The sequence below is a fragment of the Desulfovibrio sp. 86 genome (genome assembly GCF_902702915.1).
Lineage (GTDB): Bacteria > Desulfobacterota > Desulfovibrionia > Desulfovibrionales > Desulfovibrionaceae > Desulfovibrio.
This window is the reverse complement of sequence record NZ_LR738849.1, coordinates 1-25677: the sequence shown is the minus strand read 5'-3', so window position 1 is coordinate 25677 and position 25677 is coordinate 1. Positions and strand designations below refer to the sequence as shown.

The window sequence follows — 25677 nt, the reverse complement described above, 5'->3', positions numbered from 1 at the left end:
CTAGTCTTCCGTTTTTTTGATTTTGTGAATCTTGCGCCACCACTGTGAGAGACGAGGTTCTTCACCATTATCGCGTGGCTGATAGAAACGGCGTCCTTCAAGGCCCTGAGGCAGGTAGGACTGATCGACCCAGGAATCCGGGTAGTTGTGGGGATACTTGTATTCCTTGCCGTAGCCCCATTCCTTTTGCAGTTGGGTAGAGGGATTGCGCAGGTGGAGCGGCACCGGGCGCGGGCCATTGAGCTTGATTTCACGCTGGGCATTGAGGTAGGCCGCGTATGAGGCATTGCTCTTGCGGGCCATGGCCAGATACGTCACGGTTTCAGCCAGGGGAATAAACCCCTCGGGCATGCCTACAAATTCCACAGCCTGCTGGCACGAAACCGCCAGCGACAGGGCAGCGGGATCAGCCAACCCCACATCCTCCGAAGCCGACAGAATGAGCCGACGGCAGATAAAACGCGGGTCTTCGCCGCCCTCAAGCAGGCAGGCCAGATAATACAGGGCCGCGTCAACATCACTGCCCCGAATGGATTTGATAAGCGCCGAGGCAAGCTCGTAGTGGTTGTCGCCGTCCTTGTCGTGCCGAACCAGCACTTCGGGCAGCGCGGCCTTAATATGCTCAAGTTCTTGCAGATCAGCGGGCAGGGCGGACACATACTCCACAAGGTTCAGCAAGGTGCGGGCATCACCGTGCGACGCGCCCGACAGCAAATCCGCCAGTTCTTCAGACATGTTCATCTGAAGGTCGGCAGCGCCGCGCTTGGCCAGTTCCATGAGTTCAGGGCGTCCCAGGGGGCGTAGCCGCAGCACATGAAGCCGTGAAAGCAACTGGCGCGTGACGCTGAAAGAAGGATTTTCGGTGGTCGTAGCCAGCAGGGTAAGCTCGCCCGACTCTACCAGAGGCAAAAAAAAGTCTTGCTGCGCCTTGGAAAAACGGTGCAGCTCATCAAGAACAAGAATGTCCACGCCAGAAAGCGAACGGCGCAAATGCTGCAAACCCGCCTCAGGCGCGCTGAGCCGCAAAAATTTTTTGCCTGTGGATTTTGCCAGCAGCAGGGCCAACGTGGATTTACCGCAGCCCGGAGGGCCGAAAAAAAGCAGGCTTGGCAGACGCGGGGCCTGCATGAGAGAATGCAGGCGTCCGCCAAGATGCGTCTGACCCAGAAAGAGCGCCAGATCATCCGGGCGCATGCGCTCCGGCAGGGGTTTGTTGACGGTCATGACCGTTCCGCCTCGTGCGGTGGAGCCTCCGGCAATTGCGAAGCCCACCAGTGTATGCCAAGGCAGAGGGTTGCGGCCGTTTCGCAGCGAAGCACCCGCGTGCCCAGGCTCACAGCGCAAAAACCGGACTTCGTGAGCAAGGCAAGCTCACGCTGTGAAAAACCGCCCTCAGGGCCAATGACATAAACTGTCAAACCGCGCTGCCCCGCCATGGTTGGGGAAAGCATGGGGACGGCGTCCTGCGCTTCCCATGGCAGAATGCGGTAGTCGGCTTCGGCCGCCTGCCTGACCAGATCGTCCACCCCGCCGCCGAGCACGCAAACCTCCGGCAACCAGGGATTGCCGCACTGTTTGGCGCCAGCAACAAGCTGCCCCTGGCACGCTTCCTGTGCTGCCGCGGAAAGTTTGCCCTGACTGTGATCGCCTTGCCACAGCCATATGCCGGCTGCGCCGAGTTCCACGGCTTTTTCCATAAAAAATCCACGGCGTACGGCCTTGCTGTAGGCAAGGGCAACCACGGCGCGAGCTTCAGGCTGCGGCAAAAATTCTTCGCTTCTGCACTCAAGGTTCACGGTTTTTTTTCCGGCCTTCAGCACCACAAAACGGCCAAGACGGCCCCGGCCATCAAGAAGCCCAACTTCGCTGCCGGGGGCAATGCGCAAAACCTGACTCAGATGACGGGCCTCCTGGCCATCAAGACAAACCTCATGCCCCCAGTGTTCCGGAGGCAGATAAAATAACGCCAAACTCATGTTAACATGCTTTCCTTGCCCTTCCGTGCCTTGCGTACAGCCTTAAAGCCGTCCTGCAAGGACACGAGGCGTCCGTAATTTTTGCGTATTTCAATACCGGCAGGGGTCAGACTGTCTTCCGGCGGTTCAATGTACTGGCGTTGCAGGTAGCGATCGCGCAATATTTTTTCAACACAGTCGATGATGCCGTCCACCAGTGCGGGAAAGAAGTTGACTACCTCAAATTTCAGTTCATTGAGCAAGACCAGGGCTTCGCTGAGCATCTGCCTGTATGTGATATGTACGCCCTTGCAACTGCGCGTGCACAGGTCTTCCAGAATCCGCACGCGGCGGGCCTGCTGAATATAGCTGAAGCGTGTGCAGACTTCCTGATACAGTTCACGCAGATCTTCAAAAACCTCGTCATTGTCCGGCGAGTAGAGGTAATTAGACAGCACTTTGCTGACATTGGAAAAAAACTCGTCGCTATAACTGATCATGCGGCGCTGGTGCTTGGTCAGCCAGCTGTACAGAAATTTGAGTCTCTTTTCGTGAGTGTCGGTATTTTCCACAACCTCGGTGCGCTTGAAGACAATACGCCCCGTGAATTCGCCGCGCACTATGTCGTTGAGGCGCAGGAACATGTTGGACGTATCCTTGATAAGATTGAGCCCGGTGAGGCGCTCGCCGGTGAGAGGATGCAGCACTTCCTGAGCCACCACGGAAAGCGCGCGATCCTGGCGGACGTTGCTCGAATCAAAGGTATGCTGGCGGTATTTGACGCGCAAGATGACGACCCGACGGGGCTTATCAAGGAAAAACCCGTCGCGGTCTATGATTTCAAGTGCTTCTTCATGGTCGGCATCCACGGCGACCAAGGCTATCTTTTCCAGTTGAGGGTAGCGCTGGTTTCCGCCAATGGACATATAGGTTGTGAGGGTACGGTCAGTCTGCCCGAGAACCCGCAGAAGAAAATGTTCACCCATTTTATGCAGCTTGCGCGCAAAAAGCGCACTGGACGTGCGCCGCTCGGACACAATGGGAAAGCCGTAAAGCTCCATAAGATACTGATACACAAACATGCGGTTGCGTTCATAAATATCGCTGTCGCCATAGACAAACTTGCCGATACGTATGCCAAACCGCTTAAGTTCGCTGTCAATATCAGAGGGAAAAGAGGCGAACACGCCAGCCAGATGAAACTGGTTGTCCGCGCCCCAGGCCAGCACTTGCGCCCTGTCCATATTGAGCAGGTACGGCATGAGCGCGGGGTAGCTTTCAAGCAGAACAGTGTCCGTAGAGCGGAACTGCTGACGAAAGACATCCTGATGCATGCGCGGAAGACGTGAAGCGAGGGTTTGCAGGTTTTGCCCCATCACCTGATTTTCCAGCGGGCATAAGGCTCCCTCACCCTCGGTGACGACCGGGTGCAACCTGTCAAATTGAAAAATTTCAGAAAAATAATCCAGTTGGCGGGCAAAAGCCACCAGGGAAAAGCCTGGCAGTTCCCTGTATTCGAACATGTCATTGTCAAATGAAGGCAGAAGTTCGCGGCCTTCCACAACCGGGTAGTTCTTGTTCTCCTGATAGGGCTTTACCAGGCAGAAGCGCACGTGTACGGCATCAAGAAAATTCTTGAGCGACTCAAGGTCGCTGATGGCAACAGGGGCGGACAAGCACGTTGCGTCCCGCCAAGGTTGACCATTTTTGCTGAAGACCTCTTGCCACTTGATCATTCCTGCACCCTACATACCAGTCTTTCTCAATTATTTATACTTATTTTTAAAATAATTCCAGTGTCCATAGCTGATAAATAAATATTTTACACAAGAGTCAACCCCTTACAGGGGCAGCGTGCCCATATTTATGTAAATTTGTCCATTTTTCTTCTGATTGCCTGACCTGTTGCATCGTCCTATGATCAAAAGCAGTTGCGGGGGACGGTACGCTTTGTTACAAGAAATGAGCTTATTAATAGATTTGGCGGCCAAGCCGCATCACCATAAAACCCACAGCACCATGACTGAAAATTCTTTAGAAAAACATATACTCAGTATCGTTTGCAGCGTTTTTGACGCATACTCTGTTGTCTTGTTTTTGCCCGACGAAGAGGGGGAGGGGCACCACCTCGCCGCTTCCTTCAGCCTTGGCGACAAAATCGGGGCAAAGGCCACAGTGCTGCCTGGCAAGGGGCTGGTGGGCTGGATTGTACGCAATCGCCAGCCGCTTCTTGTCCCCAACTTTGATCAGCGCCAGAGCAACCTTGGCTACTATTCCGGTGGTGAAGAGGCCGCCATCAAGGCCTTCATGGGTTGCCCCGTGCCGACCGGAGGGGCGTTATGCGTTGACAGCAAAAGACAGTATTCTTTTTCTGACAAAGACCACAAGATATTACAGATGTTTGCAGAGCTGGTGGCGCGCCAGCAGGGCAGCAAGGGCCGCCAGGATCTGACGGGCAATATTCCACGCTACTTTGTGGAACTGGGCGTCATCCAGGATCTGCGCTTTCGCTATAAGCGCTGGCCGCAATTTTTACAGAATTATCTGCGCATCATGGTCGAGGCTACGGGCTTTGACTACTGCGCCTTTGCCTCGGTGGATACCCCTGGCGAAACATATTGCGTGGAAGCTGAATCAGCGCGGCTTCTTCTTGACGGGCAGGAACCCCTCATCTTGCCTATGGGCAGCGGCATAACCGGCTGGGTTTTTCACAACGATCAACCTGTGGTGGCCGAAGGGGTAGAGGGCGCGCCCTCCACTGTTTTATTCGGCAAGCTCCCTGATATGCCGGACTTTCAAGCCGCCATTTGCATGCCTGTTGTGGTCAACAAAAGTACACGCGGCGTTTTGTGCCTGGCCCACACGCAGCCCAGGCAGATTGATGAGTCCATGCGCAGTTTTGTGCGTCAGGCCGTAGACCATCTGGCGCTGTTTCTTGAAAATCTGTACCTCAAGGTGCGTTTGCGCACCATGCTGCCCCGAGCCAGGGTGCACAGCGATGGCCCCCAGGTATATGATCCGGACAGTGCCCCCATGCCACCTCAAAAAGAAAATTAATTATGTTGCTGCGGCGCTTTTTCCGTTTTCTGTCGAAAGACATAGCCATGGATCTTGGCACCGCCAACACCCTGCTTTACACCAGGGCGCACGGCATTGTCGTCAATGAACCGTCAGTGGTCGCCCTGGACGCGCATTCCGGCAAAGTCCTTGCCGTGGGAGCCGCCGCAAAAGAATACATAGGGCGGACACCTCAGCGTATCCGCGCGGTTCGCCCCATGAAGGACGGCGTCATCGCCGACTTTGACGTCACTCGCGCCATGATTTCCTACTTTGTGCGCAAGGCCATCACGGGGCTTCGTCTGGTCAAGCCTTCCATGTCCATCTGCATCCCCACCGGTATTACCCAGGTTGAAAAAAGGGCTGTCATTGACGCGGCCATGCTGGCCGGAGCGGCAGACATCTCCATGATCGAAGAGCCGATGGCTGCCGCCATAGGGGCTGATTTACCCATCCACGAACCCCTGGGCAATCTTGTCCTGGACATAGGCGGCGGCACCAGCGAGGTGGCTGTCATTACCCTGTCCGGCGTTGCCAATACCCAGTCGGTACGCATAGCGGGCGACGCCATGAATCTGGCCGTACAGCGCTTCATGCGTGATGCTTTTCGCATGGAAGTAGGGGACAATACTGCTGAAAACGTGAAAAAGATTATCGGCTCGGCCATGCCCATACCTAATGCCCCCATCCTTGAGGTTTCGGGCAAGGATATGGTTCGCGGCGGCCCCCGAGTGGTCAAGGTGACAGAAGCGCATGTTCGTGAAGCCTTGCGTGAGCCGGTGCAGGCCATTCTTGAGGTAGTCTTGCGCGCGCTGGAAAAAACGCCGCCCGAACTTGCCGCAGACATTTACCGCAACGGCATGCTCATGGCTGGTGGAGGCTCACTGCTCAAGGGCCTTGACGAATATATCGCCAGAGAAACCCGCCTCAAGGTTTTTGTTGATAAAGATCCGCTTACCACAGTGTTGCGCGGCACAGCCAAAGCCATGCTTGACCGCGAAACGTACCGCTCCGTTTTTATCAACTAGCGCAGATTATCCTTGAGAATGGCAAGGATTTTTCAGAAAATCCTTGCACAGTAGTGAACTCATTTCATTCGTAGCCTGCTCCAGAGCCACAATCTTTGCAAACAGGCATCCTCTCAACATTGACAGCACGCCTGTTACGGCGCTGAACAGGGCGGTTATGTCGCTCTCAGTCCCAATGGCGAAAAACTGCCCCGGCTGTCGTGCGTCAGCGGCGGCGCGGGATTGCTCTGAATGTCACCACCATGGCACACCTGGGTAAACTGAAGCACGGGAAATGTACCTGATCACTTGAGTCTGTCCGGCTTTTGTCCGGGGGACTTGGCGGGGTTTCGCGCGCTTCGACTTGAAACAAAGGATTTCTCATGATTGATGCCAGTTCCATACTCAAAAACTGCGTGGACATTGTCCTGCAAAGCGGTGAGATCATACGCGAACACTGGGAGTTGCCCAGTAACGTGCGCCACAAGGGCAGCATTGACCTGGTCACCCAGACCGACCTGGCCGTAGAGGCGTTTTTAAAGGAAAAACTGGCGAACCTCGTGCCCGGCGCGTGTTTTCTTGCCGAGGAAAGCAGCCGGGACGACGAAGCGCCTGACGAGCTTTGCTGGATCATCGATCCTGTGGACGGCACCACCAACTTTGTGCATCGCATTCCACAGGTGGGCACGTCAGTGGCCCTGTGGCACAACGGACGTGTTGAGCTTGGCATTGTCAATGTGCCCATGCTGCATCGCTGCTACTGGTCGGCCCGTGGTCACGGAGCCTTTTGCAATGACAAGCCCATTGCCGTGAGTGGTGTGGACTGTCTCAATGACGCTCTGGTGGGCACAGGTTTTCCCTATGACATCGCCACCCGGCTGCCGGAAATACTAGAACGCCTTGCCCTGGTTTTACCCATGGCGCAAGGTGTGCGGCGCATTGGCGCGGCCTCCATTGATCTGGCATACGTCGCCAGCGGAAAGCTGGATATTTTTTATGAAGCCGGGCTCAAGCCGTGGGACTTTGCGGCGGGCATGCTGCTTGTGGAAGAGGCTGGAGGGCGCGTCAGCAACCTGAACGGCGATCTCCTGCATTTTGGCGAACCCCTGCTTGCGAGCAACGGGCGTTTGCACGCCCTGGCCGTCGATTTGCTGAGCCCCACGACCTGAGTCCCACGTTCTGAGCGTAATCCAGTTCAGAGGCAAAAACAGCGCTGCTCAGAAATGTGAGAGGTATCCGCCCTCAAGGGCGGCATACATGACAGGGGAGAGCAAATCGCCAAAGTGGGAACCCAATCCTTTCATCTCATCCTGATCCACCAGCAGGTGCCTGTCGCGTGCCAGGGCCCTGGTTTTAATGATGGAACGCGGCAGGCTGGCCGTATACAGGTGAAGAAAGGTTAGGCCATTGCTGGGCGAGGGCGGCATGAGCCCCAGACTGGCAAGGCGGCCGCCCTCCTGGCTCCATTCCCGAGACAGGATATCCTGTGCGCTGCTCTCGCACGACATCCCGGCTGCAACCTGGCCGTATGACGAAAATCCCCAGCCCTGTTCGCCCAAGGTCAGCAGGGCGCGCCCCCGTCTGTCGCGGACAAGCAGCGCCACGGCACGGTGCGGCAGGCATTGGCGCAAAACATCTTCTTTCGCCATGATGCACAGGGGCGCATTGTTGCTGTCCACCACTTCAAGGCTTTGTGCCGGATTTTTCAGGCAGTCATAAGGAATTGTTTTCATGAGCATGTCCACAGGGCAGGCATGGCGCATGCGGCAACTTGAAGCATGCCATGCCGAAAAAATGTCTGCTATAGAACGGGAGTGTTTTACGTTGCCCTGGTCTGAAGAGCAATGCCGTGCCGCCTTTGGGCAAAAGGCATTTGCGGCCTTTGGCCTGTTCAATGGCGAATGCCTCGAAGGCTATATTTCCATTTATCATACCGAGGATGAACTGGAAATACTCAATTTGGCGGTGCGGCCCCATATGCGCCGCCGTGGGCACGGAAGGCGCATTTTGCGCACTGTCTTGCGCCTGGCGCGTAAAATGGATATTCATAGAGTCTTGCTTGAAGTACGAACGGGGAACAGGGCTGCCATTGCCTTGTACGAGAGCTGCGGCTTCAAGAAAGTGGGACGACGTCGCAACTACTATGCCGACACGGGTGAAGACGCCCTTGTCTACCGATGTGAGCTTGACTCCTGTCAGCTTTAACGCCTCAAGGGGTATGTCATGCATAAAATCATTGCCGCCAACTGGAAAATGTATAAAAACCGCATGGAGGCTGCAACCACCGCCGCTGAAATATCTGCGGGCCTGCCTGGAGTCTTGCCGGAAGGGCGGGAAGTTGTCGTTTTTCCGCCAGCGACGGCCATTGAATGTGTGGCCCAGGCATTTCGCGGGCAAAAAGCCCTGACTGTGGGGGCGCAGAATTTTTATCCCGCGCCCGAAGGCGCGTTCACGGGGGAAGTTTCTGTAGACATGCTGCGGGATGTGGGTGCTGAATGGGTGCTTGCCGGACATTCCGAGCGGCGGCATATTTTTGGTGAAAGCGATGAGATGGTCGCACGCAAGGCAGTGTTTGCCTTAAGCCATGGCATGAAAACCATGCTCTGCATCGGTGAAACACTTGAAGAGCGTGAGCAGGGCCATTTGTATGTGGTGCTTGAACGTCAATTGACGGCCTTTTTTTCGTCAAAACCTGACGCCATGGCTGATGAGGCCCTTACCGGACGTTTTGTCATTGCCTACGAGCCCGTGTGGGCCATCGGCACCGGCAGGGTGGCTGGCCCTGGTGAAGTGCGTGAAGCACACGGCGTCACACGCGCCCTGCTTGAAAAATTTATGGGTGAAACCGGCAAAAAACTGCCCGTCCTGTATGGCGGCAGCGTCAAGCCAGACAATGCCGGAGCCCTTATTGCCCTTGACAACGTGGATGGTCTTTTGGTAGGAGGAGCGTCTTTAGAGGCGCAAAGCTTCCTACAAATTATCGGGGCCTGATGCCCAACTTCTGGCGCGCCGTCGGGCAGTGGCCGGACGGCGAGGAGGAATACGTGCAGACTCTCATTCTTACGCTGCATATCATTGTATGCGTGTTGCTGATTATCCTTGTACTTTTGCAATCGGGCAAGGAAGGCATGGGCGTCATCTTTGGCGGGGGCAACACTTCTGTTTTCGGCAGTGGTGGCGCTGGCGGCATTCTTGCCAAACTTACCACGCTTATGGCGGTGATTTTTGTTATTACCTCTTTGAGTTACACGTATGTCACCAGTTCGCGGCCCAGCAGCGAATCTACCATTCTTAATGTAAAGATTGAAGAACCTGCGGCACCCAAGACCAACACCGTGCCGCCCGCGCAGTCCGCACCAGCTGCTCCGACCGGGCAATCCGCGCCTGTCGGCAATCAGGATGCCGCGCCTGCGGGGCAGTAGCACGTTGATTTCATGATTGAAAAAGCCGCGGCATGCCGCGGCTTTTTTTTCAACCGGAGCAAAGACCTTTGGCCAGCGCAAATATCTTTCGGAAGGTATACTCTCAAAGTTACGGCGCGCCGTTTTTGTTCCAGGCGAGCGCCTCTCACGCAGTCGCTGAGCGTTCCGAACGGCAACCCTCAGGCTATGATGACGCCTTGATGATGAGGCGTTAATGATGAAGCGTTGCGGATGGCGGCAACATCCAACTAAAAAAGCTCTAAACTCTCCCTGTGGGGTTGACCATGTCCGACTCCGATTCTTTTGGTGAAAATCCCTTCAGATCCCTCAATATGGGCAAGCTTCCTGAAAAAAAAGCGGCAAAGCCTGCGGCCTCCCGCGCTGCTGCCAAAGCCAGAAAAGATATTAAGCCTCACCCCGCGCCCGCAGGAAACGATACCGGCGGTGCCGATACTGGCGTTGACGCAGAAGAGCGCGATCTTTTTTTACGCTCCATAGGGCAAATGCAGTCATCAAAAGCGCCCAAGGGGGCAGGCAGAGCGCAAAAGCAGCACGGCCCGGGAACCTTCCTGCTGGAAGAGCACGCCAGTCTGCCTGATTGTGGCGACCGAAAAATGAAGCAGAACAGGGGCAAAGCAGGCATGTCAGCCCCCCAGTCTGAATGCGGAGCAGGGGGAGGGGCACTGAGGGACGGCGCAACGCCAACCCAGGGGGAAAACCAGTCTGATGCGGCGCAGGGCGGCCTACGCATGGGCGCGAAAAAGCGTTCCGGCTCCGATGCGGCGCAACTCTCCCTACACGCGGCTGGCCATACCAACGACATGGCAGACGCCGATGCGGACGGTGCCGTGTTCCTTCAGGCCATGGGCGAGGTTGCTCCTCTTCAGGGACGCGGGCGTGATGTGGCGCCAGTGCCTGAAACGGCCACGCCGCCGCCCCACGGGGACACCAGCCTTCAGGATTTTATGGATGGCAAGCTGGAATTTGCCCTGTCATTTTCCGACGAGTACCTTGAAGGGCATGTGGTGGGGCTGGATCAGATGACCATAAACAAGCTGCGGGCAGGCTCCTTCAGTCCCGAAGCGCATCTGGACCTGCACGGGCTCAATGCTGTGCAGGCATTTGAGGCCCTGCGCGGTTTTTTACGCGGCAGTTGGTATAAAGGACTGCGCACTGTGCTGGTGGTGCCGGGCCGGGGGCGCAATTCCCCAGACGGCATAGGCATCTTGCGCGAGAAGCTGCAAAACTGGCTGACTCAGGACCCTTTCAAAAGGGTCGTGCTGGCCTTCTGCACGGCGCAGTCCCATGACGGGGGCCCCGGCAGCGTCTATGTATTACTGCGCAAGTACAGGAAAAAAGGGCGCGTTTATTGGGAACGCACGCCAGCGGATGACGACCTTTATTGAACGGGGCCGCCCGAAGGCAAAAGCATCAGGCAGGATGCGGATTTTTTTTGCCCGACGCGGACAGTCTGTCCAATAGCCTGTCATAGTAAGGATCATCCTGCTCAAGCTGCAAATGGCGCTGGCAGCGCATTTTTGCACGCGCAATCATAAAGCGCAGTTTTTGCATCTGCCGCACGCGCTCCTGTTCATCCTCACAGCTCTCCAGCATGTCCACGAGGCGGCTCAGTTCCTTGCGTTCAGCCAATTCGGGGGGCAGACAGCCCGCATTGCTCAAAATCTTGTAGGCCATGCGCAGTTCCTCGGGCACATGGCTTGTGTCCTCCAGATCCAGCGGTTTGCCTTGCCCTGGCAAATTGTCAAAGAGTCCCTGCGCCTGGGCTTCTTCAATGCGTCTTTCAGCAATGAACTGGATGACAGACCAAGGATTAGCCCCTGCCATGGTCTTCTCCTTCCGAAGCAGCCTGCTGGTCGTCTTGCGGCCGGGCGCCAGATGCAGCAGCAGATGCGGCGGCAGTCCCCCAGAGGCTTTTCCACTCCATCAGTGTTTTCAGCGCGTCAAGTGGGCTCAGCTCTTCAGGCTGCATATGGCGCAGCAGTTCTACCACCGGATGCTCCGCACGCGGAGGAGCCGCCTGAAGGATGGGCAGGTCATCCGTCGGCTTGGGCTCGGGCAAATCCAGCCCGGGCAGACATACGGCTGTGACTACCGCTTTGCGTGCAAGGTCGCGCCCGCGTTCGAGATTGGCCAGTATGGCCCGCGCGCGCTGCACAACAGGGCCGGGCACGCCAGCAAGCCTGGCCACCTCAACGCCGTAGCTTCTGTCCGCAGGACCGGGCACAAGCTTGTGCAGAAAAAGAATATCGCCGCCATATTCGCTGATGGCTATATTCATCGTAAAAACGCCATCCACACGGCCTTCGAGCGCCGTAAGTTCATGATAGTGCGTGGCAAAGAGTGTGCGCAGCTCGCCCTGCGCGCGTCGGGACAGATCTTCGACCATGGCCCAGGCCAGGGCCACGCCGTCATAGGTGCTGGTGCCGCGACCGATTTCATCCAGAATGATAAGACTGCGACGTGTTGCCTGACGCAAAATACGCGCTGTTTCCATCATTTCGACCATAAAGGTGCTTTGCCCCTGGGCCAGATTGTCAGAAGCCCCCACGCGCGAGAACAATCTGTCCACCAGGCCAAGCCGCGCGGATGTGGCCGGAACCATTGCGCCCATCTGCGCGAGCAGGCAGATGATGGCCACCTGGCGCAGCACGGTTGACTTGCCCGCCATATTGGGGCCGGTAAGCAGGCACAGGCGGCGATTGTCATCCAGGCGAAAATCGTTGGGCACAAAATTGGCGCGGCCAAGCATGGCTTCCACCACGGGGTGGCGGCCCTCACGAATGGTCAGATTGGCGTCCGCCGTCAGTTCAGGGCGGCACCAGTTATTGATGCGTCCGACCTGGGCAAGGCTTTGCCAATAGTCCAGATGGCCGATCAGTTGGGCCATGTGGCTGATGCGTTCACGCTGCTGCGCCATGTGCTGGCGTAAATCCTGAAAAAGGCTGTATTCCAGCGCCTTGCGCTTGTCTGATGCTGAAAGCAGTTCTTCTTCGAGGCTCTTGAGCGATTCAGTGGTAAAGCGCTCGGCATTGGCAAGGCTCTGGCGGCGAATGAAGTGGTAGGGCACGGTACCACTGTGCGCAGCGCGCGATACCTCAAAGTAGTAACCGAATACACGGTTATACCCCAGTTTGAGTTTGGCGATGCCTGTTGTGGTCTGCTCCTCGGTGAGCATGGCCTGCAATTTTTGTTCACCGTGTTCGGCGAGATCAAGCAGTCTGTCCAGTTCCGCGTTGTAACCGTTTTTAAAAAGGCCGCCGTCAGTGATAACCGGCGGGGGGCTGTCCACAAGCGCGCACAGCAGGAGTGCCGTGCAGTCCTCCATGGCGTCCCAGGTCTTGACGATGTCGGCCACAGCTCTGGGAGGCGCCGCCGCAAGGTCGGCAGCCTGTGCCGCATCGTCCTGATCGGGCCGCTGGAGAATTGACGGCGCTGGATCGCCCGTCAGCACGGCATACACCTGCGGCAAAGCCGCCAGGCTGTTGCGCAGGGCAATAAAGTCGCGGGGACTGCCTTGATTCAGGCTGATGCGCGTAGACAGACGCTCCATGTCGTACACGTTGTTAAGCGCGTCCCGCAAAGCTGAGCGGCGGCCGTCGTCAGCATAAAGCCAGGCCACCGCGTCCTGTATGCGCGTAATGGGGGCAACTTCACGCCACGGATGGCGCAGCATGTCTTCAAGCAGCCGCCCGCCCATGGGCGTCATGGTATCATCAATAACATGCCGCAGCGTGCCTTTTCCCTTACGGCCATTCAGACGTGTGAAAATTTCCAGGTTGCGCTCAGTTACCTCGTCAACCACAAGACGGCGACTCAGATCAAGGCGCTGAAACGGTTTGAGGTGCTCGGGGCTGCGCATCTGCGTTTGCGCAAGGTAGGCAAGCAGCGCACCGCAGGCGCGCATGATCTCGTTATGCCCGGCAAGGCCGAGAGCACCCGCGTCCCGCACGCCCTGGGCCGACAGCACCCGCTCAGTGGCGCGCTTGAGTTCAAAAATACTTGCGGGCTGACGCACCAGACGAACCCCCTCAAGCAGGGTGCGGGGCGGCGGCTGTACGCCTTCGGGCACCAGCAGTTCGCGGGGCGCCATTTTTTGCACCCATTGCCACAACTCTGCCTGACGCTTGAAATCTACGCCGCTCCATTGTCCGGTGGACACGTCCACCCAGGCGAAACCGCCTCCCTCGCTGTCTGCGCCAGGGCAAAGCGCCCCAAGGTAATTATGGCTTTTGGTGTTCAGGTTGGCGTCATCCACCACGGTTCCGGGAGTCTTGACGCAGGTTACGGCTCTTTTGACAAGACCTTTGGCCGTTTTGGGGTCCTCGATCTGATCGCAAATGGCGATGTGATAGCCTTTGTCCACAAGCTGGGCCACGTAAGCGTCAACGGCGTGCCAGGGCACCCCGCACATGGGAACGGGATTTTGCGTATCCTTGCTGCGGCTCGTGAGCGTTATCTGGAGTTCACGGGCGGCCACTTCGGCGTCGCTGAAAAAAAGCTCATAAAAATCCCCCATGCGGTAAAAAAGCAGAGCATCAGGGTAGTCAGCCTTGATGCTCATGTAGTGCTCAAACATGGGAGTCATTTTGATAGTGGGCTCAGACATGGTGGTGCTTCATGGGCAATAATTGTTGTACGGCTGCATAAATTATTGGCATATGACGCTGCCCGAAACGCATCGGGCAGCGCCGGAAAGCTGATGGCAAATTTCTACTGCTTGTCGGGATCGGGCACAAGAGACTCATCAGCAGTCTGTACCGGCTTGGTTTCCGTTGCCTGAGCGCCTTCGGTCTTTTCCTTGTTCTTCTGAAGAAAGCTGAACTTCGAAGCTTCGATGTCCGACTTCTTTTTCAGTTTGGCCATTTCGCGCTCAAGATTGCTGATGTGCCACTTGTGCTTCATAAGACGGGCAGAGAGATTCAGCTTGTCCCACACAAGGAAGCTCAGGGTGAGCAATGATCCAAGCGCAAAAGCCGCGATCACCAGAAAGTAGAAAGGCAGGGGGATGGAATGCATGGGCGGGATAAAGAAAAGATGGAGCGTGAGCACCATGTCTTGTGAAAGAGGCCCCTGATTCTGGAAAAAGAATACGAGAGCAAGAAAAAAAACGACGGCCAGCAAGAGAACCTTGATATACCGCATAGACACACTCCTCAGGCTAAAGCTATCTCAAAAAATCTTCACGGGCTTTTTGAGAATGCCGCCCGCCCCGTGGGGCACAGCCTGCGCTCTCCAGCCGGTTTTTTCACGCCGCCGCGGCGCAAAAAAACTTCCTGCCACTCCTTCATCAACCATTCCGGCGTTGATCTCAACCTTCCTGATGGGGCAAGGAACCGGCGCTACATGGCTCCCCAGCCATGGCGTCCTTCGTGAAATAGGGTTTCAACGCAGCGTAGCTGCGGCTCAGATGCTCGGGCATGGTACGCACCTCGTTAAAGACTGCCATAAATGACGAATCCCCAGTCCAGCGCGGCACCAGATGAAAATGCAGATGCTCTCTGATGCCCGCGCCTGCGGCCTCTCCGAGATTGAGGCCGACGTTGATGCCTTCACAGTTAAAACGCTTTTTCAAAATTGCGGCGCAGACCTGCAGAAGATCCATGACTTCATGAGCCTCTTCAGTGGTCAGATCGGTAAGATTCATGACGTGCCTGTACGGGCAGACCATGATATGTCCGTTATTGTACGGGAATTTATTCATGATAACAAAGGCATGGCGGCCTCTGTAAAGAACGAGGCGTTCTTCGTCATCCAGTCCGTCGGCGGAAAGGCAGAACACACAGGAATCTGGTTTTGGTCCAAGAATGTATTCGATACGCCAAGGTGCCCATAATTGTTTCATAATTTTTTTTCTATACACCGCTTGACCATCGGGAGCAAGAGGCCAGCCGCCTGCCAGCCTGATGCCAATCCGTGAATCAGCAGCAATTTTAAAAAGTTAACAGAACAATCCCCGATTGCCTGCAAGGCAAAAAAATGAGAAATACCGACAAAGGCAAGCAAAAAACTCAACATTTAAGCTCAAGAGTGCCCCGGCTCATTCCTTTGTGGGATGGCGGGCTTTTTTCTCCTGTTCCTGCCGCATAAGCTCGCGCGCAAGCCCAAGCTGGGCTTCGCGGCCTTGCGTTTCGCCATCCAGCTTGGCTTTCAGCGCGGTACGCAAAATGTGGCTGTACAGGGGGCCGGGGGGCATCCCCAGAGCTTTGAGGTCATCACCAGTGATGTCGGCTTTTTCGTGCTGCCACTGGGTGATATAGCGCGACAGGCTTTTTTGCAGGCGTTCATTCTCCGTTTCTGCCATGAGATAGAGCAGCGACTCCAGCGCTAGGGGAGCCAAAACCTCACAAAGGGCGCTGATTTTGGGAGCCTGCCCCTCTTGCTGTCGTTGCCAGGTTTCAAGACGGCCCCGAACTGAGCGCATTTGCTCCCGCTGGTTCAGGATTTCAGCCCTTTTGTTTTCCGGCAGCCCCAAGCGACGATACAGGTCGGATGTTTCCGCGTAGGGCAGGCCGTGGCTGAGGCCCAGAAAATATACCAGCCAGGCTTGCGGTTTTTTTTCAAAATACAGCAGATGATACCATGACAGCATATCCTGAAGATCCTGCAACAAGCCCCTGCGGGTCGGTATAAGCGCAAGTTGCGGTGCGATGGCTGGCAAAATGCCCAACTGGTCAAGCCGCACAAAACAGGCCAGCGGATTGCCCTCATCGCAAATATGCCTGAATTCGCTGAAAAGGCGCGGCCCCGTGAGCTTGTCCATAAGCTTGAGGCCCAGCGCATTTTTAATGAGCCTTTCCGCCCCGGCGCCGATGCGAAAATCGTAGCGCTGCTCAAAGCGCACGGCCCGCAGACAGCGCGTGGGGTCTTCAACAAAGCTCAGGGTGTGCAGCACCCGTATGATGCGCTCCTTGATATCACGCTGACCACCGAAAAAATCTATCAGCTGCCCGAAAGGCGTGCTGTCAAGCCGTACCGCCAGGGCATTGATGGAAAAATCCCGCCGAAAAAGATCCATTTTTATGGACGAAAGCTCCACCGTGGGCAACGCTGCGGGGTATTCGTAGTATTCCAGCCGGGCCGTGGCCACATCTATGCGCGATTCCTCTCCTTTCTCATCCTTGAAAATAACCACGGAAGTTAAGAATTCCTGGTGTTCGCGCACCCTTCCGCCAAGTTCCACGGCCAGAGCCTTGGCAAGCGTGATGCCGTTGCCCTCGACCACAAGATCAATGTCCTGATTGGGCCTGTTCAGGAGCAAATCCCGCACAAAACCGCCCACTGCATACACGGGCAAGCCCAAATCCCTGCCAAGCTTTCCCGCCAGTTGCAAAAGGTCTTTGACGGAAGAGGGCAGACGGTCCTGTATGAGCTTGCCCACGTGGCGCTCCTTGCTTGGGGAATGCTTGAGCACCGGCAGGCTGTCCTGTTCGTGGGCAAAGACATTGATAAGGTCTGTGCGGGTTACGACGCCTATGACGCGGTCTGCCTCCACAATGGGCACAAGGCGCTGCCGCGCGCCCACAATGATTGCCGTGAGATCCTTGAGAACGGCTTCAGGCGGCAAAGTCTGCACCGATCCCTGCATGTAGTCCTCGACCAGAGCCCCTCCAAGGCCGTGCGCGCTGGCACGTGAGGCTGTCTGGGCGTCAAGCAGGCCCTTGCAGGTTCTGGTGCCTGGCGTAAATACAGGCACAGCCTTGAGCCCGAAATGCAGCATGAGTTCATCGGCCTCGCGGATGGTGGCCGTGGACTCAACACCCACGGCAGGGGAGGACATGTACTCGCGCGCCGTTTTGTCAGGGTGGGCCTGTTCGTATAACTGGCGCAAAATGGCGTCCCGAACTTCATGCATGGTCATATGCCGGATGGAGGCAGAGGCCGCGTAGGCATGGCCGCCACCTCCCAGCGCAGCGCAGATATCCCCCACGTTGATGGCGTCGCTGCGGCTGCGGGCCACCACCTGAATGCGGTCCCCCATAAGGCCTATGGCAAAAAGAACGGGGAACTTCTCCATCTCGATCAGGCGGTGCGCCAGATAGGCAAAGTCGCCCAGATAGTGTTCCATGGCCGCTTCGGCGAGCACCACCTGCGTGCGGTTGATGGTAAAGGACTCGGCAGATTCGAGCAGGCTGTTGAGGGCCTGAATGTGCATGCTGGTAAGTTCGTGCGCGGCCAGGTCATTTATGCGGTTTACATCCATACCCTGACCAAGCAGCCATGCCGCCGCCTCAAAGTCTGCGGGAGTGGTGGAGGAGTAGGTGAATGAACCCGTATCGCCGTATATGCCCAGGCCCAACAGGGTGGCGTCCTCTGCTTCAAGGCGAATCCCGCGCGCACGCAACTGCTGTACGATAAGACTTGTAACCGAGCCAATATGGGCCAGATGCACCGTGCCGAAGGGGATGTCATCTCCAGAATCGGGATGATGGTCCCACATCTCGACAGCCACACCGGGACGCTCCAGCAGGGGCGACACATGGCTCACCCGGCTGCGCTGGCGCGTGTCCACAAGTACCAGGCGGTCAAAGGAATCCCAGTCAAGATCGCTGCTGTCGGCAAAGCCGTACGCCTTTGTATCGATGCTGGCGTAGAGTTTTTGCAGGCCGCGCTCCTGGCTGCCGGGAAAAAGCAGCACGTGTGGACTGTATAGATGACGGGCCGCGAGCATGGCGGCAAAGGCGTCAAAATCCGCATTGGCATGACAGGTGATCAGAGTTGCTTTGGCGGCTGTCACATCTGGCTCCGGGGATGGAATTGGCGGTGGATGCCGCGCAGACGCTCGGCCTGAACATGGGTGTAAATTTCTGTGGCGCTGATATCGGCATGCCCCAGCAGCAGTTGCACCGCTCTCAGGTCAGCCCCGCCCTCAAGCAGATGCGTTGCGAAAGAGTGCCTGAAGGTGTGGGGTGAAATGGGGCGACGTATGTCGGCCGCGAGCGCGTATTTTTTTACCATTTTCCAGATATACTGGCGGGTAAGCGCATGGCCGGAACGGTTGACGAAAAGCTGGTTGCCAGTGGGAGAAAAAGCCGGCCGCCAATGACTGATATAATTTTCAAGCATGCGCTGCATGAAGTCGTGCAGGGGCACGAGGCGTTCCTTGGCTCCCTTGCCGAAAACACGCACCAGGCCACGCTGAAGATCCAGATCCGGTACGCACAGATCACAGAGCTCAGACACGCGCAATCCAGCCGCATACAGCAGCTCGAGCATGCAGCGGTCGCGTTGGCCGCCCCTTTCGCGCATATCGGGCTGCGACAGCATTTTTTCCATTTCATCGCGGGTCAGCACTTCGGGCAGATGCTGCGGCAGCTTGGGGTTGTCCATCAACTGCGCGGGATTGGTCTTTATGACGCCTTCCTGCATGGCAAAATCAAAAAAAGCCCGCAGAGCGGACAAACGCCGCGCCAGCGTTCTACCCGTGTTCTGGCGTGCGCGCAGCCATGCAAGGTAAAGAAAGACCTCCTGCTCGTCTGGTTGCGCGCCCATGATGCCGCCGCCAGAGAGTTCCTGCCGAAAAAGGAAAAAATTTTCGAGGTCCTGGCTGTAGGAAAGAACGGTCTGCTGCGACAGGCCGCGCTGAGCCAGCAGATGATCCTGCCATAAAGGCAGAAGGGCGGCCAAGGGGCAGGGAGGTGCGGTGGCGGATGTTGCGGATTCTGTCATGTGAGCATGCTAGCCGCCTTAGGCTCCGCGAGCAAGTTTTTTACAGATGCTGCGGCTGGATACATGCCGACACACGCTTTTATTCCGTCGCTTTTAATCCGTAGGGCGCGTGCCGCCAGAGCAAATCATTTTTGCGGATATCCAGTCGCAGCGGTCAGACTCGCCAGTTATGGCGGGAGTCGGCCCACGTAGCCACCTGCACTTTTCAGGACAAAAGCTCTTGCGAAAGTTGTTGCCAAGGCCCTCTGCTGCCTCTAGAACAAGGCTCCATTGAGATATATATTCGCGACGGTGCCACACGCCCGCTTGGGCGCATAAGCGCGCGGGTAAACCGAACTTACGCCCTGACGGCAGGTGGCGCTCATGCGGTCGCCAGAACAGTTTCAGGGTGAATGTGCTCAATTTCAATCTGAAAAAAGGACAGATCAACCATGCGTGAAGAAATTCAGGCGTACGTGAGCCTGGGCTCCAACAGCGGGGACGCGGCGCGCATGCTGCAGCTGGCCCGCGAGGCCCTGGGCAATCTGCCCCATGTGCGCCTTGGCGCGTCATCGCCCATATACACGACCGAACCTCAGGGCTTTGCCGATCAACCGTGGTTTTTGAACCAGGTGGTTGAACTTTTTGTGGCATCCTCCTGGCAGGCCTGTTCTTTTGTGGAGGCATTGCTGCAAATGGAGGCAAGCCTTGGCCGTGTGCGCAGCGCTGATCCGGCCCTCCGCTTTGGGCCCAGAGCCATTGACGCGGATTTATTGCTTTTTGGGCAGCAGCGCAGCGACGATGCGCGTTGTCTTGTGCCGCATCCCCGGCTAACCCAACGCGCCTTTGCCCTTGTGCCCCTGCTGGACGTTGCCCCCGGCATCCATATTGACGGGATTTCTGCCACAGACTGGCTTTCACGCCTGAAATTCGAAAAGAATGGTCAAAGAATTTCTCAGTGACGGGAAGAACTCTCTGTGATAGGGTCTTCCTCGGCTTGCAGGCAGTTTGCCCAGCCGCAAACTCCAGATTTTTTGGCCCGATGCCCGGCATGAGCCCAAGGAGCACGACAGATGTGGAAATGGCTTATTTTGATATTGGCGGTCTACGCCCTGTATCGTCTTTTCGCCAATGATGTGCAGAAAAAGCAAAAAGAAAACAAAGAAGAAAACGCGGCCGAAATGGAACGCAAGATAGCTGCCGGAGAAATGGTCAAGGACCCGGAATGTGGGACCTATGTTTCTGCCGAAGGCAATATTTCTGTGCGTGATGGTGAAATTGTCCACCATTTTTGCAGCTATGAATGCCGCGACAAATTTTTGCAACGTCTGGAAGAAGGCGGTCGCGAACTGCCTCCGCGCGAATAGCCGCTCGGCGACACGTAAAATTATAACGGGTGGGAATGTGCCAATACGGCCATCTCCCACCCGTTTTATTATGGAACGCTGATTTATTCCGTTTGGCGGCGTTGTTTCACTTTTTTTGAAACAGTCGAGGACGGAAGAGTCCACTCCTGCTTGAAAAAAGATCGCGCCTTGCCAAACGAAACAACTGCGCGCTTCAAGAGGCTCTTTAATCAGTGCTTTCTTAAATCGTGCCGTGTTTAGGCAATTACCTCACGCCGCAAAGTTTTTTGGCAAAATCTGACTGATCCTGAAGATCGCCCAGCCGTAAAAACCCCTGTTGGCGCGCCATGTCCCTGGCAATGGCCATAAACAGGCGGATGCGGTTCAGTTGATTGGCCTCGCTGCTGCCCGGATCATAGTCAATGGCCATAATATTGGCCTGAGGGGCCGCCCGGCGCACAGTCTTGAACGCTCCACGGCCCACCACATGGTTGGGCAGGCAGCCGAAAGGCTGAAGACACAGAATATCCTTTGCCCCGTGGTTAAGAAATTCCAGCATTTCTGCCGGCAAAAGCCAGCCCTCGCCAGCAGCGTTGCCCAAGGAAAGCATGCTCTCGCCCATACGGGCCAGCGTGTCCAGATGGGCCACGGGCATGACCCTGTCCGCAAGGGGAGAGCGTGCCAGGGCCTCCCGCATGCTTTTGCGCAAATTTTCCACTTTCTTGATGGCCAGAGTGCTGCCCAGCGCGCCCAGAGCGCTGCCGCCCTGACGTTGCCAGTCGTAAATGGAATCCCTCAGGCAATACAGCATGAAGTTTGTGATGTCGGGCAGCAGGGGTTCGCCCCCTTCCTGCCTGATGATATCCACAATATGCCGATTGGCGTCAGGATGGTAGGTAAGAAGAATTTCGCCGACCACGGCAACGCGCGGTCGATGGTCCACATCGCAGCCGATCTGCTCAAAATCACGCACAAGGCGCTCCATACTGCGGCGGAAGGCCAGATCATCGCCATGCCGCACAATGGGGGCCAATATGCGCAACCAGTGATCGACCCTTTCGGCGGTATCTCCCGCACGGCGTTCATAGGTCTGCGTATGCAGAGACAGGCGTTGCAGCATGTCTCCGGCCAGCATGCCCAGCACCATCTTATGCAGCATGGCGCGGCTGGGGCTAAAACCCGGATGGCTGTCAACCCTTGATGTGCTCATGGTGAGCACTGGAACCGACGAAAAACCGCACTCAAGCAAGGCCTTGCGCAATAGGGCCGGATAATTGCTGGCGCGGCACGGCCCGCAGGTTTGTGACAGCAGCAGGGCCGTACGCTGGGGATCATGCGCGCCACTTTGCAGCGCGTGCAGGAGTTGGCCGATAGCCACAATGGCCGGATAGCAGGCGTCATTGTTTACATAGGCCTGCCCCATGCTGATGGCTTCAGAAGTTACCGTTGGCAGCAGTTTTACCATGTGTCCACTGCCCACAATACCCTCTGTGATCAAGGGGAAATGCAGCGGAGCCATTTGCGGGACAAGAATCAGGTGCGAACGGGCGTCTTTTTTGGAAAAAACAGGAGCCGTGGCCGGCGGGATGGCCGTCTGCATGCCTTTGCCGCGTCCTTCGGCTACGGCCAGTAACGAGCGGATGCGAATACGGGCCGAAGCAAGCGCGTTGCCCTCATCCATCTTGATAAGGGTATACAGTTTGCCGTGCTGGTGCAGCAGTTCGCGTATCTGGTCGGAAGTAATGGCGTCAAGGCCGCAGCCAAATGAGGTAAGCTGCACAAGCTCCACCCGGCATTTGCCGTGCTCTCCCTGAGCGGCCCATGACGCGGCCCGGTAGAGCCTGGCAGGATAGGTCCACTGGTTGCGGACGCGCAGCCCCGGCACGGGGATTTTACGTAGCCAGTGGCGTGGCAGGGCATCCTCACTTATAACCGTGGCGCCGAGTGAAGCGATAAAATCCGGCAAACCGTGGTGCACCTGCGGGTCGGCATGATAGGGACGGCCCGCCAACACCACCAGCGTCCCGCCCTGGCGGCGCGTTGCGGCGTAGAGCTTTTCTGCTTCATCCCGCAGTTCGCGCAAATAGTTTTCTTGCTCCTGCCGGGCCACGCGGACAGCGGCGCGCACTTCCCCTCTGGGCAGGTCCATTTCCTGGCAAAGGTTCCGTACCAGGGATCCCGTGTGGTTGAGATTCACAAAAGGCGCGTACATGAGAGCCTTGCCATTGACCAGTTCCGGCAGGTTTTCGCGTACTACCTGCGGATAACCGCAGGCTACCGGGCAGGAAAAAGCGTCGCACATTTCCTCAAATTCTTTGGACTCGCGGGGAATGCAGGGCATGAATATGCGCGAGATTCCTTTTTCAACAAGCGAAAGCACATGCCCGTGGGCAAGCTTGGCAGGATAGCAAACGCTTTGCGAAGGCACGGAGGCCAGGCCCCGGGCAAAGAGCGCACGGCTGGTCGGCGGTGAAAGCTCGACCCTGAATCCAAGGCTGGTGAAAAGGGTGAACCAGAAAGGATAGTGCGAATATACGGTCAGCACCCTCGGTATGCCCAGAACTCCCCGTGGCGCGCGCTCAAGGGGCAGAGGATCATAGCGGAAAAGCCGCTGACGCTTCCAGTCATAAAGATTTTGTCCGGCGGCCGCTTTTTTGCCAGTGATATTGTCGAACTTGTCACAGCGGTTGCCCGAAAAATGGCGCGTCCCGTGCGAGAAGCGCGTTTCAGTCAGCAGACAGTTGTTCCCGCAGTCGCGGCAACGGAAACTGCGGCTGCGCATCTCAAAATTGCGAAGGGCCTCGGCAGTCAGGGGGAAGTGACGCACTTCATTGGCGGGGCAAGCCTCAAGCGCCGTCAGGGCAGCCCCATAGGCCCCCATAAGTCCCGAAGAGGCCGGACGGTGCACGCTATGCCCCAGAGTACGCTCCATGGCGCAAAGTAATGCGTCATTGAGAAATGAGCCTCCCTGCACTACCACATGTTGCCCCAGTTCATCGGTATTTTTGATGCGCAGCACCTTGTCCAAAGCGTTGCGAACAACAGAATAGCAGAGGCCAGCCGCAATATCGGCCGCTTTCATGCCTTCTTTTTGGGCTTGCGTGACCTTTGAGTTCATGAATACCGTACAGCGCGAGCCAAGGTCTGCCGGGTGTTCGGCATACAGGGCCGCCTCGACAAATTCCTCCATAGACATGCCAAGCCCCAGGGCGAAGCTTTCAAGAAAAGCCCCGCAGCCTGCGGAACATGCCTCGTTAAGGCTCACATCCGCGATAACGCCATTTTCGGCCTTGAGGCACTTCATGTCCTGACCGCCGATATCTATGACATAACTCACTTCGGGCACAATACGGCGTGCGGCTTTGAAGTGGGCCAGCGTTTCCACTGTGACGCTGTCGAGCTTGAGCGCCGCCTCGGCAAGCTGCGCCCCATAGCCGGTGGCGGCCGTACCTGCAAGCCAGGCCTGCGGAGGAATCTGTTCAAGCATGTCGGCAAGCGGCGGCAGAAGAACCTGCAGGGGGTTGCCCCCATTGGACACGTAACACGATGCCAGCATGCGCTGCTGCGCGTCTATGAGCGCGGCCTTGACCGTGGTGGACCCCAGGTCGAGTCCCAGATACAAGGGGCCGGTCGCCTTGCTCAGATCGCATCGGGGGAGGCGGTCGTCGGAGTGCCGTTTTCTGAAGGTCTCATATTCGGCAGGGTCACGGAAAAAGCGCGGCAGCGCCTTGGTCAGGGGAGGCAGGGCTTCACAAGCCAGATTGCGGGCCTGACGGGCCAGTTCGTCCAGACGAACCAGCGGCGTTTCACCTTGTCTGTCCTTCATGCACAAGGCCGCACCGTGGGCGGCGGCGCACTGGGCATGCGGCAGGCAGGCGATTTCGTCATCTTCCAGATGCAGAGCCGCAATAAAAAGTTTTTTCAACTCTGGCAAAAAATGCAATGGCCCACCAAGAAAGGCCACTGTGCCTTCAATGGGGCGGCCACAAGCCAGGCCGCCAATGGTCTGCTCGACCACGGCCTGAAATATGGAGGCCGCGATGTCTTCCCGCGCCACTCCGCCATTGAGCAGGGGCACAATATCCGTTTTGGCAAACACGCCGCAACGTGAAGCAATGGGGTAAAGAGTGGTATGCTGTGCGGCCAGTTCATTGAGCCCTTGAGCATCGGTGCTGAGCAGACGGGCCATCTGGTCGATAAAGGCTCCGGTTCCTCCCGCGCAGGATTCGTTCATGCGCAGTTCCACATCCTGCCCGAGGTACAACAGTTTGGCGTCTTCGCCGCCGAGCTCGACAGCAACGCTGGTTTGCGGAGCCGCTGCCGATACCGCGCGGGCCGTGGCCAGCAGTTCCTGTTCAAAGGGCAAAGACAGGGCCTGACCAAGATCCAGCGCACCCGAACCGGTGATGGCGCAACGCACTGGCAAAAGAGGATATTTTTGTGCCAGTTCATCCAAAAGAGCGGATAACGTGGCGCGAACGGCGGTTCCATGACGACGGTACATAGTTTCAATAACCATGCCCTCGGTATCAAGAAGCGCCAGCTTGACAGTGGTGGAGCCTATGTCCAGACCAAGAAAGGCCGCAGGATGTGGAGACACAAATAAGTCCTCACATTTCTGTGTGTTTGTGGAAGAGACAAGATATCGCCTTTCATCGAAGAATGATTCCTGTTTAACGGAAAAGCGAAATATTTTCCAGCTATAGATTCAGGATATACTGCAAGGGGCGTCAAAGACAAGCCCCACTTTACAAAAAAAGAGGCGCGTGCCCATTTTTCAATCGCTGCTTGGCTGAAAAATGGGCACGGCGCATTGCTGGTGGTGGGTTATTGCTGAGCCATTGAGGCATCAAGTCTGTCGGTGATATTGTCGCGTATCCACTTGGCGTCGAGCCATTCCAGAGGCGTGACTTCAACACCACCCACCATCATTCCAAAGTGCAGGTGGTCGCCAAACGCTAGGCCAGTGGTGCCAGTATGGCCGAGGAGCTGCCCCTTCTGCACCACGTCGCCAGCCCTGACCGCAGAATCATTGAGGTGGGAGTAGAGGGACATAAGCCCCAGACCATGATCAACCACTACAATATTGCCATAGATGCCAAGCTCGCCGCTGAAAATGACCCGTCCGCTGTTGGCGGCGGGCACTTCGGCGTTGCGTATGGACGCAAGGTCAAAGCCAAGATGGTAGGATTCGCCAACCGGCTTGCCCTGATAACTGTAAAAC

22 protein-coding genes are annotated in these 25677 nt (G+C 56.7%); 9 read left to right on the top strand and 13 right to left on the bottom strand.

The features are described from left to right. The 3 genes from DESU86_RS00110 to DESU86_RS00100 are packed head-to-tail and all read right to left on the bottom strand — an operon-like array spanning nucleotide 1 to nucleotide 3691. Entirely contained in the window at nucleotides 1-1224 is a 1224-nt protein-coding gene (locus DESU86_RS00110) for a replication-associated recombination protein A (protein WP_179979195.1), read from the bottom strand. Continuing rightward, a complete protein-coding gene (locus tag DESU86_RS00105) occupies nucleotides 1221-1976 on the bottom strand; it encodes a 16S rRNA (uracil(1498)-N(3))-methyltransferase (RefSeq protein WP_179979194.1) in 756 nt (251 codons plus the stop codon). Before DESU86_RS00105 ends, DESU86_RS00110 begins: the two co-directional genes overlap by 4 nt. Next, nucleotides 1973-3691, bottom strand: coding sequence for a hypothetical protein (locus DESU86_RS00100; protein WP_179979193.1), 1719 nt, complete (start codon nucleotides 3689-3691; stop codon nucleotides 1973-1975). Before DESU86_RS00100 ends, DESU86_RS00105 begins: the two co-directional genes overlap by 4 nt. A gap of 226 nt (nucleotides 3692-3917) precedes the next feature. On the opposite strand from DESU86_RS00100, the gene DESU86_RS00095 reads away from it, so the two are divergent. The 3 genes from DESU86_RS00095 (at nucleotide 3918) to DESU86_RS00085 (ending at nucleotide 7188) form a co-directional block, all read left to right on the top strand. Beyond that, the gene (locus DESU86_RS00095) at nucleotides 3918-5012 is read left to right on the top strand and encodes a GAF domain-containing protein (protein WP_232088195.1); all 1095 of its coding nucleotides are present in this window, start codon (nucleotides 3918-3920) and stop codon (nucleotides 5010-5012) included. Between the two features lie 2 nt (nucleotides 5013-5014). Beyond that, nucleotides 5015-6040 carry a rod shape-determining protein gene (locus DESU86_RS00090; RefSeq protein WP_179979192.1) on the top strand — a complete coding sequence of 342 codons (1026 nt, stop codon included), beginning with the start codon at nucleotides 5015-5017 and terminating at the stop codon, nucleotides 6038-6040. A 362-nt stretch (nucleotides 6041-6402) separates the two neighbouring features. Beyond that, nucleotides 6403-7188: an inositol monophosphatase family protein gene (locus tag DESU86_RS00085; RefSeq protein ID WP_179979191.1), complete on the top strand. Its 786-nt coding sequence runs from the start codon at nucleotides 6403-6405 to the stop codon at nucleotides 7186-7188. Nucleotides 7189-7236: 48 nt separating this feature from the next. Here the strand turns inward: DESU86_RS00085 and DESU86_RS00080 are convergent, their stop codons facing one another. Further along, nucleotides 7237-7752: an NUDIX hydrolase gene (locus DESU86_RS00080; RefSeq protein ID WP_232088194.1), complete on the bottom strand. Its 516-nt coding sequence runs from the start codon at nucleotides 7750-7752 to the stop codon at nucleotides 7237-7239. Here DESU86_RS00080 and rimI point away from each other — a divergent pair. The 4 genes from rimI (at nucleotide 7751) to DESU86_RS00060 (ending at nucleotide 10847) form a co-directional block, all read left to right on the top strand. Continuing rightward, nucleotides 7751-8224, top strand: coding sequence for a ribosomal protein S18-alanine N-acetyltransferase (rimI, locus tag DESU86_RS00075; RefSeq protein ID WP_232088193.1), 474 nt, complete (start codon nucleotides 7751-7753; stop codon nucleotides 8222-8224). The genes DESU86_RS00080 and rimI overlap by 2 nt on opposite strands. An 18-nt stretch (nucleotides 8225-8242) precedes the next feature. Further along, nucleotides 8243-9010 carry a triose-phosphate isomerase gene (gene tpiA, locus DESU86_RS00070; RefSeq protein WP_179979189.1) on the top strand — a complete coding sequence of 256 codons (768 nt, stop codon included), beginning with the start codon at nucleotides 8243-8245 and terminating at the stop codon, nucleotides 9008-9010. 53 nt (nucleotides 9011-9063) lie between these two features. Next, nucleotides 9064-9441 carry a preprotein translocase subunit SecG gene (gene secG / locus DESU86_RS00065; RefSeq protein WP_179981639.1) on the top strand — a complete coding sequence of 126 codons (378 nt, stop codon included), beginning with the start codon at nucleotides 9064-9066 and terminating at the stop codon, nucleotides 9439-9441. A gap of 284 nt (nucleotides 9442-9725) precedes the next feature. Further along, on the top strand, nucleotides 9726-10847 hold the full coding sequence (locus DESU86_RS00060; protein WP_179979188.1) for a Smr/MutS family protein: 1122 nt from the start codon (nucleotides 9726-9728) through the stop codon (nucleotides 10845-10847). Between the two features lie 25 nt (nucleotides 10848-10872). Here the strand turns inward: DESU86_RS00060 and DESU86_RS00055 are convergent, their stop codons facing one another. The 7 genes from DESU86_RS00055 to xerD all read right to left on the bottom strand — a co-directional run bounded on the left by DESU86_RS00055 (nucleotide 10873) and on the right by xerD (nucleotide 19128). After that, the gene (locus DESU86_RS00055; protein WP_179979187.1) at nucleotides 10873-11286 is read right to left on the bottom strand and encodes a DnaJ family domain-containing protein; all 414 of its coding nucleotides are present in this window, start codon (nucleotides 11284-11286) and stop codon (nucleotides 10873-10875) included. Further along, nucleotides 11273-14068, bottom strand: coding sequence for a DNA mismatch repair protein MutS (gene mutS, locus DESU86_RS00050; RefSeq protein WP_179979186.1), 2796 nt, complete (start codon nucleotides 14066-14068; stop codon nucleotides 11273-11275). Before mutS ends, DESU86_RS00055 begins: the two co-directional genes overlap by 14 nt. 104 nt (nucleotides 14069-14172) lie before the next feature. Beyond that, nucleotides 14173-14604, bottom strand: a complete 432-nt coding sequence (locus DESU86_RS00045; RefSeq protein WP_179979185.1) for a LapA family protein — start codon at nucleotides 14602-14604, stop codon at nucleotides 14173-14175. Nucleotides 14605-14770: 166 nt separating this feature from the next. Then, complete coding sequence (locus DESU86_RS00040) at nucleotides 14771-15304, bottom strand: HIT family protein (RefSeq protein WP_179979184.1); 534 nt, start codon at nucleotides 15302-15304, stop codon at nucleotides 14771-14773. Then, nucleotides 15301-15477: a hypothetical protein gene (locus DESU86_RS00035; protein ID WP_179979183.1), complete on the bottom strand. Its 177-nt coding sequence runs from the start codon at nucleotides 15475-15477 to the stop codon at nucleotides 15301-15303. The genes DESU86_RS00040 and DESU86_RS00035 overlap by 4 nt, the downstream gene beginning before the upstream one ends. 22 nt (nucleotides 15478-15499) lie before the next feature. Further along, complete coding sequence (locus tag DESU86_RS00030) at nucleotides 15500-18196, bottom strand: CBS domain-containing protein (RefSeq protein ID WP_179979182.1); 2697 nt, start codon at nucleotides 18194-18196, stop codon at nucleotides 15500-15502. Further along, nucleotides 18193-19128: a site-specific tyrosine recombinase XerD gene (xerD, locus tag DESU86_RS00025; protein WP_179979181.1), complete on the bottom strand. Its 936-nt coding sequence runs from the start codon at nucleotides 19126-19128 to the stop codon at nucleotides 18193-18195. The genes DESU86_RS00030 and xerD overlap by 4 nt, the downstream gene beginning before the upstream one ends. 431 nt (nucleotides 19129-19559) lie before the next feature. On the opposite strand from xerD, the gene folK reads away from it, so the two are divergent. Both folK and DESU86_RS00015 read left to right on the top strand, forming a co-directional pair. Beyond that, a complete protein-coding gene (gene folK, locus DESU86_RS00020; protein ID WP_179979180.1) occupies nucleotides 19560-20069 on the top strand; it encodes a 2-amino-4-hydroxy-6-hydroxymethyldihydropteridine diphosphokinase in 510 nt (169 codons plus the stop codon). Between the two features lie 111 nt (nucleotides 20070-20180). Then, nucleotides 20181-20474 carry a transcriptional regulator gene (locus tag DESU86_RS00015; protein ID WP_179979179.1) on the top strand — a complete coding sequence of 98 codons (294 nt, stop codon included), beginning with the start codon at nucleotides 20181-20183 and terminating at the stop codon, nucleotides 20472-20474. Between the two features lie 244 nt (nucleotides 20475-20718). Here DESU86_RS00015 and DESU86_RS00010 read toward each other — a convergent pair whose 3' ends face one another. After that, nucleotides 20719-25053 (bottom strand): acyl-CoA dehydratase activase, encoded by a 4335-nt coding sequence (locus DESU86_RS00010; RefSeq protein WP_179979178.1) that lies wholly within the window; start codon nucleotides 25051-25053, stop codon nucleotides 20719-20721. A gap of 227 nt (nucleotides 25054-25280) precedes the next feature. Beyond that, a partial coding sequence (locus DESU86_RS00005; protein ID WP_179979177.1) for a M23 family metallopeptidase occupies nucleotides 25281-25677 on the bottom strand: 397 nt, incomplete at its 5' end.